Source organism: Streptomyces sp. XY006, assembly GCF_002237655.1.
Taxonomy (GTDB): domain Bacteria; phylum Actinomycetota; class Actinomycetes; order Streptomycetales; family Streptomycetaceae; genus Streptomyces; species Streptomyces levis.
The window spans coordinates 188,582-200,728 of the sequence record NZ_NOKT01000006.1; the positions used below are offsets into that span (position 1 = coordinate 188,582).

Genomic DNA, 12,147 nt, shown 5'->3' on the forward strand with positions numbered 1-12,147 from the left:
AACGAACCGAGGAGCGGCGATGACGGACCCCTCGCGCGGCGGTACGAGGAACCTCGCCGTCGCTGCTCTGCTCTGCGCGCTGGCCGTGTCGGGGTGCGCGTCCTCGCCGCCTTCCGCCCATCCGGCCGCACCACGTCCGGCGGCCGGCGCGACCTCACCGGGCGCTCCGAACGCCACGGAGGTCGGCTGGCTCCAGCTGACGATCGCCATGGACGACCAGGCCAGGCGGATTCTCGAACTCGCGCCGCAGCGGAGCGGCAGCACCCGCATGAAGGACTGGGCGGCCGAGACCGCCGTACGGCACCGGGACCGGCTCGCGGTCCTGCGCACCCTGCTGGCTGCCCGGGGCGTACCCGACGACAACCCGCACGAGGGGCACGACATGCCCGGCATGGTCGACGCGCGGGAGATGCGGGCGTTGCGGGCGGCCCGGGGTCCGCGTTTCGACCGGCTGTTGCGGTCCGCGCTGATCGAGCACCTCGGCCAGTCGCGGAAGCTGGCGGCAGCCGTACGGAAGGCCGGGGCCGGCGCCGACGTACGGAAGGCCGCCCTCGCCACGGACACCTCGGCGGCCGAGGCCCGGCGGCAGCTGCCCCCTGCCTGACGGCCTTCTATGCGGCCAGCGTCTTGTCCTCCGTCGAGGCACCCGACCGGGTGGCCCCGTACTGTGCGAGCAGGGCGTCGGCTGCCGACAGGGCCTGCTCGGGCGTGCGGGATCCGGTCATCACGCAAAGGGTGTACGTGGCGTCTTCGAGTGCCCGGCTGGTGCGGCCGGTGGGGCGCACGTCGTGCTCGATACGAGCAGAAGCGAATCGGGCCAGCGCAGCCCTCAGCTGCCCTTCCGCCGGAACGATCATGGTGACGCCTCTCCCCTCAGAGCCCTTCCCCCAGGCGGCTGACCGCACGACGAGGACCTGGCTGTACTCCGGTCATGTGACACCTCGGCTGCCCCCGGGCACCCCGAGCCACCTTCTAGTCCCCCGCATCCGGCCGGTTATGCCGGGCGGGCCGCGCTGCGACCTTCGCCGCTCCGCGAGGTCACTGCGGCGGGGCGCCCAGGGGGTGAGCGGCCAGGGCGCGGGCCGTGCCGTACAGGTTCGCCGCCATGGCCCGGCCGGTCTTGTGGGCCCAGTCGTGCCCCCGCTGATCGTCGAGGTAGTCCGGGCCGGGGCCGGGGCCGAGGTGCCAGTAGGTCCACGACTGTCCGGGGATCGTGTAGCCGATGTCGCACAGGGCGCCGTTGATCTCGCTGATCACGTGGTGCGCGCCGTCCTCGTTCCCGGTGACGACGACGCCCGCGACGCGGTTGTAGGCGACGGGGCGGCCGTCGTCGTCCGTCTCGGAGAGCATCGCGTCCATGCGCTCCAGGACGCGCTGGGCCACCGACGACGGCCGGCCCAGCCAGGTCGGGGAGGCGATGATCAGGATCTGTGCCTGCACCAGCTTGGCGTGGACGGCGGGCCAGTCGTCGCCCTCGGCCACCGCTTCGCTGACGACACCCGGGTGGACATCGAGATCGACGGCGCGCAGGTGCTCCACCTCCACGCCGCCGTGCTCCGCCAGCCACTCGCCGACCACCTGGGCGAGGGCCGCGGTGTTGGACGGCTCGGGGGACTTCTTGAGGGTGCAGTTGATCACCAGTGCCTTCATGGGAAGGACCTACCCCACCGTGCACCGACCGCCTCGGGGTGCACCCGCACGGACCATCCGCCCGCCCCCCGCGACCGGGTCAGCCGGTGGTGCCCCAGGTGGTCCGCGTCAGTCCGACCGGGTTGCCGGCCGGCACGATGCCGGAGTCCAGGACGCGTCGGGCGAGCGGTTCGAGCAGGTGGGCGAGGCGGGTGGTGCCGTCGGCGCCCAGCGTCCGCCACGGCACGGCCGCCGCGTCGTCCGTGTCGGCCTCCATCGCGTCGTGCGCGGCCGCTCCGGCACCGGTGAGGCGGCCTTCCCCGTCGATCCAGCCGCGCCCGCGCAACTCCGCCTGCGCGAGCCGCCATTGCCCGGCGTCCCACTGCCGGATGTGCCGCTGGAACTCCGCGTCGGTCTCACCTGTCGCGCTCTTGAGGACCAGTGCCTCGACCGGCCCCAGACGACGGCCCACCAGCACGGCGACATGGCCGTCGCCGCGGTGTTCGCGCAAGGTGGTCAGGGCCTGCCACAGCCTGACGTGGGGCTGGGCCGGGCGGGGCAGGGCCTGGTTGGCCGCGCCGAGCACCCGGCCCGCGGTGTCCGCGGCGCGGGCGGCCTCCCAGGCGAGGTCGGCGGCCTCGGCCAGCTCGGCGGAGGCGATGACCTCGGCACCGAAGAGGCCGGTCATCGCGGCGTCCACGGCTCGCTCGCGCGCCTCGATCACCTGCTGCGGGGAAGCCAGAGCCCAGGCGTCCGGCAGCGCTCTGGCCACCCGGTCCGGGTGGAAGACGTAGAAGCAGCTGGAGACGACGGACGCGGGGGCCGGGCCCAGAGGCGCCGCCCGCTGGGCGAAATAGCCCATCCAGTAGCCCCGCAGCCCGAGAGCGTCCATGGCCTCGCGGACCTCGGCGGTGAAGTAGACCAGTTGGTGGACCGGTTCGAACCTCTCCCACATCGCCCGTGCGACGCTGTCGCTCATCTTCCGGTCCTCCCGGCTCGACTGCTCCGTTGCGGCGAACGCCAAGGGGCAGCATCCATCATGACCACCGTCATAACAACCCTCGGGGGCGGGCACGGCGACTCTCCCTCCGCCGTGCGTCACTCGGTGCGCAGTGCCGTGGCCGTACGTGTCCCGGCCGCCCAGCCCGCCGGGACCAGTGCGCCCAGTACCGCGAGCACGGCCCCGCCCAGGCCCAGCAGCAGAAGCTGCACCGGCTCGTACACGTCGAGGACCGCCGGCGGCAGGACGGTGCCCGCGGCACGGCCCATCACCGGCATGACCAGCCCGTGCAGCGCGTATCCCGCCGGCACGCCCAGCAGCCCGCCGAGCGCCCCGATGGCGGTCACCGGGGCGAGCACGAGGCTCGTGGTCTGCCGTGGGGACATGCCGATCGCCTTGCACACGCCGAGGTCGTGGACGCGTTCGCGGGTGTCCAGGATCACGGAGTTGAGCACGCCGAGGCCGGCCACGCAGACCAGCATCGCCGTGAGCAGCGCCGCCATCGCGGACATCACGAGGATGACGCCCTCCTGCCCCGAGGGGGCGTTGGTGGTCGCGTCGCCGCCGAGCGGCTGGACGACCGCGGCGACCTTCCGGGCGTACTCGTCGGCGGAGACACCTGCCTTCACGTCGACGAGGAAGGTGGTGGGCTCGGCCGACGGGAAGTCGGCCAGGGCCGCGTGGATCTGCAGTCCGTCGCCGGAGGTGTCGAAGGACTCGCCGACGATCCGCAGACGCGCGGTCTCCTTCTCGTGGGTCACCCGCACCGTGTCACCGACCGTGGTGCCGGTCCGTTCCAGGAAACGCGTCGGGACCACCACCTGCCCCCTGCCGGTGATCCAGTGCCCGGAGATCATCGCGTAGCTGCCGCCGCGCGCATCGCCCTCGTACAAGGTGGCCTGGAGGGACTCGGGGATCCCGGCCGCGGTGACCTCGGTCTCGGACTTGGCGTAGTACGACTCGGTGCCCGTCTGCGCGGTGACGGCGGCCCGCACCTGCGCCGGATCGGCAGCCTCGCGTGGCGACGGCACTGCCGCGTGGCCGTGTGCGAGGGGCGGGCCGGGCCGGCCGCCCGGTGCTGGAGGAGGCGGCGGAGGGGCGGCGGTGTTCGCCCGGGTGGTCGTGACCGTGACCGCGGCACGGCTTTCGGGGTCCTGGGCGGCGCCGACCGCCGTGAGGGAAGAGGTCAGGCCCACCGCGAACGTCGCCGCGACCGTGCCGAACGCCACCGCGAGCAGCATCGCGAGGGTACGGACCGGATGGGTGAAGGGGGTGGCGAGACCGTAGGTCACCGGTCGCGGCAGGGGCAGCAGCCCCGTCAGCCGGTGTGCCCACTGGCCGCGTCCGGTGCGCGGCGATCCGCCGGCCGCGAGGGCGTCGACCGTGCGCAGTCCTCCCGCCCGCAGTGCGGGCACGAGTGCCGCGAGTCCCACGACGACCGAGGCGGCGGCCGGAACCGTGACGTTCACCCACCAGGCCACCGCGAGCGGGATGTTGCCGTAGAGCGCCTCGGTTTCCGACAGCAGCGGCACCGCCAGGAGGTTGCCCAGGACGACTCCCAGGGCGATGCCGGCACCGGCCGGGAGCATCGCCTGCGCCACGTAGGCGCGGACGATCTCGCCCGGGGTGAAGCCGATGGCCTTGAGGATGCCGATTCTGCGCAGGCCGGTGCCGACCGCACCGCTGATCACACCGCTGACGATGATCACCGACATCACGAGGCCGAGCAGGCCGAAGGCCGTCGCGAACGGGACGGTCGCCGCCGCTCCCTGCTCGGCGGCGCGTTTGGTGTCCAGCCAGGACTGGGTGCCCAGCAGTGCCCGGGCGCCCACGGAGCCGGTCAGCCTCTCCCGGGCGGCACGCATCTGTTCCTTCGTGTCCGCGGAGTCGAAGCAGTAGAGCATCTGACGCGTGACGGGGCTGCCCGCCGGGGCCAGTGCGGCGACCTGCGCGGGCGTGGCCCAGGCCTGGGCGGTCCGGCTGACCGACACGGCGAAGCCGACGACGGTGAGCGTGAGGGCGTTCGCGGTGTCCCCGGCCCTGACGGTGGCGCCGATGCCGAGGGCGGGCCCCTCGAAGGACGCGTCGAGCACGATCTCGCCGGAACCGCGGGCCCAGCGGCCGGACTTGAGATCCAGGCGGTCCACCGCGCCGCCCGGGCCGGGACGCCCGGCCAGGGTGAGCGCCGGCAGCCGGAAGCCCGCCCGGTCCACCGGGCGGAACACCAGGGACGGATACGGCCCCGCGGTTGCGGTGGCACCGGCCCGCTTCCCGGTTCCGGCCAGCTGCGCCGCAATCGTCCGGGCCGGGTCGAACAGGGCGGTGAGGTGCGCACCCCGCTGTCGTTCGAAGGCGTGGTCGAAGGGTGCGGTCGCGGCGACCATCAGCGACCCGGCGACGACGGCCGACGCGACGGCCATCATCGTGGCCACGGCGATCACCGCGGTCTGCACCCGCCGCCGGCCCACCCCGGAGCGGACGATCCGGCCGATCGCGCCGGTGCCGAACAGGCTCATCGGACGGCCTGCGCACGGGAGTCGAGGGCGATGCGGCCGTCGACGAGGTGAACGGTGCGGCTCGCGCAGGCCTCCGCCAGGGTCAGGTCGTGCGTCACCAGCACGATGGTCTGGCCGGCGCGGTGCAGCTCCCGCAGCAGCTCGCGGACGTCGTGGCCCGAGGCGCTGTCGAGCGCGCCGGTGGGCTCGTCGGCGAGCAGCAGCGCGGGCCGGTTGACCAAGGCCCGGGCGACAGCGACCCGTTGGCGTTCGCCTCCGGACAGCCGCCCCGGATAGGCGCGTGCGTGTTTCCGGATGCCGAGCGCCTCCATGAGCTCATCCGCGCGGGCCGCGGCGTCACGTCGGCCGGCGCCGGCCAGCCGGGCCGGGAGCTGGATGTTGTCGGTGACGGTGAGGTCGTCGAGGAGATGGAAGAACTGGAAGGCCATGCCGATGTGTTCGCGACGGAACCGGGCGCGGGCGCGCTCGCTCAGCCGGTCGATCCGTCGCCCCGCCACGGTCACCGTGCCGTCGGTCGGTTGGTCCAGGCCGGCGACGAGGTGGAGCAGCGTGGACTTGCCGCTGCCGGAAGGGCCCGTGACGGCCAGGGCCTCGCCCTGGGCGACGTCGAGGGTGAGCGGTCCGAGCACCGGCGCACCGGCGCTGTCGTAGCGCTTGGCCACGCCCTTCAGTTCGATCACTTGCTGCATGAGGGTTGTCCGTTCTGGCGGTCGCGAGCGGCACGTGCCGTTGCCTGCGCCGCGAACCTAGGCGTGCCGTGCCCCGGGGCGCCTCGGCCGTGGAACCGACATCGGTTCGTTCCCGCGGAGGATTCCGCCGCGGACTCCTACCTGAGGAGGAGGCCTGTGAGGCAATGCCGTTGGGCGGGCAGGCGGACGCGGGGCGGGCGCGCGGCACAGCACAATGCACGGATGGAGACGGAAGACCGGCACAGCCGGCCTCGGCAACTCGTCGACGCGCTGCGTCCGGAGGCAGCGGCCGCACCGCTGTCCCGGTCGGCCGTGCGGGCCGATGTGGTGCTGGCGTGCGTGATGACCGTCGTCGCGCTGTTCGTGGCGGTGCGGTATCCCGGTGAGGGGCCGGTGTCCCTGGAGCCCCCCTCGGTGGACCCCGCGACGGGGATCCCGGCCCCGCCCTCGCCGCCCGGCCCCGGCCGGCTTCCCCCGGAGGCCGAACCAACCGCCGTTTCCTGGCCCTTGGTCGTCCTGTCGACGCTGCCGCTGGCGGCACGGCGCCGGTATCCGCTGACCGCGTTCGTGGTGATGCTGGCCGGGGCACTGGCGGTCGGCGGCTCGGCCTCCTGGATCACGGTGCTGGCCTGTGTCGTCGGCGCCTACAGCGCCGTGGTCTACAGCCGGTACCGGACAGCGGCCATCGTGGTGCTGGTCGGTGCCGCCGCGCTGTCCGGTTTCGCCTTCCGCAACGCGGATCCTCTGCTGCCCGGATGGTCCAGCCCGGGCTTCGTGCTCCTGGTCGCGGGAATGCTGGCCAGCCTGGTTCGCTTCCTGCAACTGCGGCTGGCCGCCGGCCGGGAGCGGGTCGTGGAGCTGCAGGCCGCGCAGGAGGAGGCCACCCGCCGCGCCGTCGAGGAGGAGCGTGCCCGCATCGCCGCCGAGCTGCACGACGTGGTGACCCACAATGTGAGCGTGATGGTGATCCAGGCCGGCGCGGCCCGCACAGTGATGGACAAGGCGCCCGAGCAGTCGAAACAGGCACTGCTGGCCGTCGAAGCGGGCGGCCGGGCCGCCATGGCCGAACTGCGCCACGTGATGGGCCTGTTGGCCGGACCGCACCACGAACGGCCCGACGGCCTGGAGCCACAGCCCGGGCTCGCGCAGCTGGACGCGCTCGTCGCCCGCGTGCGGGCCGCCGGTACGCCCGTGGACGTCACGGTGTCGCTGCCGCCGGGGGTGGATCTCGCGGCGTACCGCGTCGTACAGGAAGCACTGACCAACACGCTCAAGCACGCCCGCGGCGCACGGGCGTCCGTCATCGTCGGACACACCGGCACCTGTCTGGAGATCGAGGTCACGGACACCGGCGGCACCGGGGACTCCCCGCCGGTGCGGGGCACCGGCCGCGGCCACATCGGGCTGCGCGAGCGGTTGGCGGTCTACGAGGGCGAGTTGACGGCTGGTCCGACACCGGCCGGCGGCTACCGGGTGGCGGCCCGCATCCCGTGGAGCGCGGCATGACCGGGGAACGGACGCCGCTGCGCGCCGTCATCGCCGACGACCAGGCCCTCGTGCGCACCGGCTTCAGGATGATCCTGGCCGCGGACGGCATCGAGGTGACGGCCGAGGCGGCCGACGGGGCCGAGGCCGTCGCCGCGGTGCGCCGTACGCGGCCCGACGTCGTCCTCATGGACATCCGGATGCCGGAGATGGACGGCATCGAGGCCACCCGGCGCATCGTCGGGGACGCCGGGCCCGGTGGAACGCGGGTCGTCATCCTCACCACGTACGACCTCGACCACTACGTCTACGCCGCGCTGACGGCCGGTGCCAGCGGCTTCCTGCTGAAGGACGTCTCCCCGGAACACCTCGTGGCCGCCCTGCGCCTGGTGCGGACCGGCGACGCTCTCCTCGCGCCGACGATCACGCGGCGGCTGATCGAGCGGTTCGCCCGCCCGGACGAGCCGCGGACCATCGCCCCGCACCGCGAGTTGTCCGCCCTGACCCCGCGCGAACTCGAAGTGCTCCGGCTGCTCGCCACGGGCCTCAGCAACGGCGAGCTCGCCTCCCGGCTGTTCCTCAGCCCGACGACGGTCAAGAGCCATGTCGGCCGCATCCTGTCGAAACTGGATCTGCGCGACCGGGTCCAGGCGGTCGTCTTCGCCTACGAGTCGGGGCTGATCGCCCCGGGCGGGGGCGTTCAGCGCCCTGACGAGGAGCAGGCGCCCTGACAAGGCGCGGGCCCCGGGCGGGGAGCGGCCCCCTGACCGCCGGGGCTCAGCCGTTCAGGATGCCGCCGACCTCGCTGACGGGCACCGTGTCCGCCGCTCGCGGAACCGTCACGCGGACCGGCTCGCCGATGTCGGACAGGCTCATGGTCAGCGTCGACCGCGTACGGGACATGTTCACCTGCGTGCGGGTCTGCACCAGCCGCCCCCGGCTGTCGATCCAGGCGTCGGCGAAGACCGGGAGGTCGCCGCCCAGGGCATCGCGGGCCTGCTGCATCGTGGTGCGCGTGTCCGGGGCCATGCGCCAGGTGAGCGTCCGGTGGTCGAGGATGCCTCGGTAGCGCACGGTGCGTACGCCCTGGACGTTCTCCTCGCCCTCCCGGGAGACCTCGCGCATCGCGGCGATCTGCTGCAGGAGGTGCTCGGGGTCGTTGAGCGGGGCCCGCAGCAGGTAGTGGGCTTCCGCCCGGTCCCGGTCCATGACCCCCCAGGTGTCCTCGCCGATGCCCTGGACCCCGCTGAGGTAGATCCTGCCGTCCGCGAAGACCTGGTCGCTGTGGTCGATGGCGCCGCCGGGGAGGTCGAGCGCCAGATGGCCCCGGTCCGCGGCGAAGTCGAAGTCTCCGGTCACGGTGAGGCCGTAGACCTTCCTCTCGCCCTCCAGTTCGATCTCCTGGCGGAACGCGGCACGGCTCTCGCGGAGCGCCGCGACGGCCGCTCGCACGGTGGACCGGGGGCCGGAAGACGCCTCGGCGGACGGTGAGGCGGCGGCGGAGTCGCCGCCGGTTCCGGCGTCGGCCGTGGAGCAGCCGGCGCACAGCAGCGCGGCGGCAGCGGCGAGCACGAAGGGACGGCGCATGGGGTTCTCCGGGTTTCCTGAGCGAGCACACGACCACTGCGGCATCGCCTCGCGCCGAGATCCTACGGAGTCACGCACAGCAGTGCGAACGACATGGGGCGCCGGCCGTGCCGCTCATCCCCAGTACACCTTGCTCTCCCCCGCGCGGAACCGGGCCGTCGTCAGGAGGGCGAACAGGGCGGTGAAGGCGAGCAGCGCTCCCGTCGGGGCGGCCACGTCGGGCAGGCCTCCCTGGTCGAGGACGACCGCGTGCAGTCCGCGCACGGCCCAGTACGTCGGGAAGGCGGGGGCGACGGTACCCACCCAGTCCGGGAGGGCGGACAGCGGGACGAGGGCTCCGCCGAGTGCCGCGAACGCCAGCCCGCAGACGCCGCTGATCGAGTTGAGCTGCTGGGAGGTGCGGGAGACGGCGGTCATCAGCGCGCCGAAGGTGCACAGGCACAGCGCGGTGGCGGACACCACCAGGACCAGGGCCGGCCAGGAGCCGGAGACCCGGAAGCCGAGCAGGGGTGTCGCGGCGGCGAACAGCCCGAGCATCTGCACCAGCGACATGAGCACCCAGGGCGCCACCTTGCCCACGACGATGTCCAGGGTCGAGGCCGGACTGGCCCGGAGCCGGTCCCAGGTGCCCCAGCCGTAGTCGCGGAAGAACGCGAAGCCCGACCGCCCGGCGCCGAGGGCGGCGAAGGCCACCGCCATGCCGGGGACGGCGAGTTCGGCGCCGCCGGTGCCGTCGGCGCTGCCGGCCGGGACGGCGCTCGTGAACAGGCCCTGCGTCAGGGCCGCGAGCACGATCGGCATCGCGATCCCGAACAGGGTCGTGCCCGGCATGGTGCCGATGATCCGCAGTTCGTGGCGCAGGATGGCCACGCCGGCGCGGCCCCTCACGACGGCCCGCCGGAGGCGTACCGGCGTCCGGTCAGGGCGAGGTACACCGTCTCCAGACTGGCCTGCACGATCTCCACGCCCCGCAGCCGCCCGGCGTCCTCGCCCAGGGCGGGGATCGTCGCCGCGATCGTGGCGGCCGGGTCCGGCGTGACGATGCGCAGCAGGTCGCCCCGGCGGACGGCGAAGTCCTCACGGCCCGGCTCGGCCACCACGAGCGGCGCCGGTCCGGCGAACCGGAACTCCACTGCCGGGGTGGAGTGCCCGGCCACCAGGTCCCGGACCGGGCCGCGGGCGATCACGGTGCCGGCTTCGAGCAGGGCGACCGACGCGCCGAGCATCTCCACCTCCTGGAGATAGTGGGTGGAGTAGACGACGGCCGAGCCGTCCGCCGCCAGCTCGCGCACCACGTCGAGCAGGTACGTGCGGGTCTCGACGTCGGCGCCCGCGGTCGCCTCGTCGAGCAGCAGCAGCCGCGGCCGGTGCAGCAGCGCCATCGCGGTGTGCACGCGGCGCTTCTGGCCGCCCGAGAGCCGGCCCGCGGGCCGGTTCAGCAGTGGTTCGATGCGCAGCGCCCGGGCCACCTCGTCGATGCGCCGGGAGAGCTCCCTGCCGCGCAGGCCGGCCAACTCGCCGAAGAGACGCAGGTTGTGGCGTGCGCTCAGCACGGGGTAGACGGCCAGGTCCTGCGGTGCCAGGCCGGTCATCCGCCGGGCCGCCCGGGGCTGCGCGATCGCGTCGACGCCGGCGATGGTGACCGAGCCGGAGCCGGCCCGGCGCAGCCCGGCCACGATCGACACGAAGGTCGACTTGCCGGCGCCGTTGGGCCCGAGCAGGGACACGATCTCCCCGGCCCGGACCTCCAGGTCGACGCCGCGCAGGACGGGCGACTCGCCGTAGGACTTGCGCAGGTCCCGCACGGCGAGCACCGCCGGGGCGGCCTCCCCCGGCGCCCGGGCGGCGGCGCCGGACCCCGCCGCGCCGACGAGCGGGCCGGTCGTCACGGGCGTCCCTCCGCCGGCAGGGGTGCGCACACGTGGGACCCGGACGTCCTGAGGCCGCGGGACCTGCGCAGGTCGGCGACGGCGAAGCAGCGCCGCAGCCACCGGTCCTGGCCGTCGTAGCGGGGCCGGAATCCGGTGCGGCCGTGTACGGCGGCCCGGTTGTCGACGACGATGAGGTCGCCCGCGTCGAGCACCGTGCCCACCAGGACGGCGAGCATGGCGTCCCGCAGTTCGTCGAGGGCCCGGGCCGCGGTCTCGTCGTCCGCTTCCATGGCGTGGAAGTCGGCGGTCAGCTCGGGCTCGGTGTCCGGCCCGGACAGCACGGGCAGCGGCATCGAGACAGCGCCTTCGCCTACGCCCGCGCCCGCGCCCGCGCCCGCGCCGCTGAACGAGCTGCTGTGGCGGATCCGGAACGACGGCCGGCGCAGCGTCGCGACACACCCGGCCGACAGCCGGGGCAGCGCCCGGGTGATCGCGCCGGTGGACGTGAGCGCGCGGCGCTCGTGGTCGGCGCGCAGACACAGCAGAGTGACGAAGTCCGGCTTGAAGGGGTGGAAGCCGTCCTCGGTGTGCAGTTCGAGCATCACGCTGCCGCTGTTCTCCTGCCGGCGCTCGGCACCCCGGACCGGCACGATGTCCTGGACGAGGCGGCCGGACTTCTCGTCCGCGTAGGCGATGACGTCCCCGAGCCAGGACACCGTGGCGAGCTGGGCCACGGTGGCCAGCGGCAGCCGCGCCCAGTCCGGTGCCACTCCGTCGGCGGGCGTCGGCGGCAGGTCGTCGTCGACCGGCAGGTTCCGCACGATCAGGGTGCCGTGCGCGTTGCCCCGCGTGCGGAAGCGGCTGAGCTCCCGGGCCAGGCGCGGCGGGAGCCAGCGCGCCGCGATCTCGATGTCCGCGAGCACGCCGGGGTCGTCCAGCAGCGCCGGGTCGGCCAGGCCCGGGTGGGGCAGCCCGTCGGCCACCTCGGCGGCGACCTTGCGGAACTGGTCCCTCTCTTGTGCCGTCAGCGTGAACGTCACCTCCTCGACGCCGCCGGCGACGGGGGGTCGGTGCGTAGGCAAAACGGTCCTCCTCACGATCCGGTGCGTCCGTGCCGACGCGTCAGGAAGCCGCCCCGTCCATGGCCCGCGCCAGACTCCTCGGGCGCATGTCGGTCCAGTGCTCCTCGACGTAGGCGAGGCAGGCGTCGCGCGAGTCCTCCCCGTGTGCGACCTCCCAGCCGGCCGGGACTTCGGCGAAGGACGGCCAGAGCGAGTGCTGGCCCTCGTCGTTGACCAGCACCAGGTAGGTGGCCTCGGGGTTCTCGAAGGGGTTCGTCATGGCTGTGTTTCCTTCTTCCTCGGGTCTGA

13 protein-coding genes are annotated in these 12,147 nt (G+C 73.9%); 3 read left to right on the plus strand and 10 right to left on the minus strand.

Annotated elements, in window-relative coordinates:
- The first annotated feature begins 19 nt into the window (after positions 1-19).
- A complete protein-coding gene (locus CHR28_RS09610) occupies positions 20-604 on the plus strand; it encodes a DUF305 domain-containing protein (protein ID WP_094053091.1) in 585 nt (194 codons plus the stop codon).
- Between the two features lie 7 nt (positions 605-611).
- Here CHR28_RS09610 and CHR28_RS09615 read toward each other — a convergent pair whose 3' ends face one another.
- The 5 genes from CHR28_RS09615 to CHR28_RS09635 form a co-directional block, all read right to left on the minus strand.
- Positions 612-857 carry a DUF5133 domain-containing protein gene (locus CHR28_RS09615; RefSeq protein WP_094053092.1) on the minus strand — a complete coding sequence of 82 codons (246 nt, stop codon included), beginning with the start codon at positions 855-857 and terminating at the stop codon, positions 612-614.
- Between the two features lie 181 nt (positions 858-1,038).
- A complete protein-coding gene (locus CHR28_RS09620) occupies positions 1,039-1,650 on the minus strand; it encodes a flavodoxin family protein (protein ID WP_094053093.1) in 612 nt (203 codons plus the stop codon).
- Between the two features lie 79 nt (positions 1,651-1,729).
- Positions 1,730-2,608, minus strand: coding sequence for an SCO6745 family protein (locus CHR28_RS09625; RefSeq protein WP_094053094.1), 879 nt, complete (start codon positions 2,606-2,608; stop codon positions 1,730-1,732).
- Positions 2,609-2,727: 119 nt separating this feature from the next.
- Positions 2,728-5,145: an ABC transporter permease gene (locus CHR28_RS09630; RefSeq protein ID WP_094053095.1), complete on the minus strand. Its 2,418-nt coding sequence runs from the start codon at positions 5,143-5,145 to the stop codon at positions 2,728-2,730.
- Positions 5,142-5,834, minus strand: a complete 693-nt coding sequence (locus CHR28_RS09635) for an ABC transporter ATP-binding protein (protein ID WP_094053096.1) — start codon at positions 5,832-5,834, stop codon at positions 5,142-5,144. The genes CHR28_RS09630 and CHR28_RS09635 overlap by 4 nt, the downstream gene beginning before the upstream one ends.
- 222 nt (positions 5,835-6,056) lie before the next feature.
- Between CHR28_RS09635 and CHR28_RS09640 the strand changes: the two genes are divergently transcribed.
- On the plus strand, positions 6,057-7,340 hold the full coding sequence (locus CHR28_RS09640; protein ID WP_094053097.1) for a sensor histidine kinase: 1,284 nt from the start codon (positions 6,057-6,059) through the stop codon (positions 7,338-7,340).
- On the plus strand, positions 7,337-8,050 hold the full coding sequence (locus CHR28_RS09645; protein ID WP_094053098.1) for a response regulator: 714 nt from the start codon (positions 7,337-7,339) through the stop codon (positions 8,048-8,050). The genes CHR28_RS09640 and CHR28_RS09645 overlap by 4 nt, the downstream gene beginning before the upstream one ends.
- 46 nt (positions 8,051-8,096) lie before the next feature.
- Here the strand turns inward: CHR28_RS09645 and CHR28_RS09650 are convergent, their stop codons facing one another.
- From CHR28_RS09650 to CHR28_RS09670, 5 genes are all read right to left on the minus strand, one after another.
- A complete protein-coding gene (locus CHR28_RS09650; protein WP_094053099.1) occupies positions 8,097-8,906 on the minus strand; it encodes an LppX_LprAFG lipoprotein in 810 nt (269 codons plus the stop codon).
- Positions 8,907-9,020: 114 nt separating this feature from the next.
- Complete coding sequence (locus CHR28_RS09655) at positions 9,021-9,776, minus strand: ABC transporter permease (RefSeq protein WP_094053100.1); 756 nt, start codon at positions 9,774-9,776, stop codon at positions 9,021-9,023.
- A gap of 14 nt (positions 9,777-9,790) precedes the next feature.
- On the minus strand, positions 9,791-10,795 hold the full coding sequence (locus CHR28_RS09660; RefSeq protein WP_179272366.1) for an ABC transporter ATP-binding protein: 1,005 nt from the start codon (positions 10,793-10,795) through the stop codon (positions 9,791-9,793).
- Positions 10,792-11,859, minus strand: a complete 1,068-nt coding sequence (locus CHR28_RS09665) for a TauD/TfdA family dioxygenase (RefSeq protein WP_094053102.1) — start codon at positions 11,857-11,859, stop codon at positions 10,792-10,794. The genes CHR28_RS09660 and CHR28_RS09665 overlap by 4 nt, the downstream gene beginning before the upstream one ends.
- A gap of 40 nt (positions 11,860-11,899) precedes the next feature.
- A complete protein-coding gene (locus CHR28_RS09670; protein ID WP_094053103.1) occupies positions 11,900-12,118 on the minus strand; it encodes an MbtH family protein in 219 nt (72 codons plus the stop codon).
- Positions 12,119-12,147 lie beyond the last annotated feature (29 nt).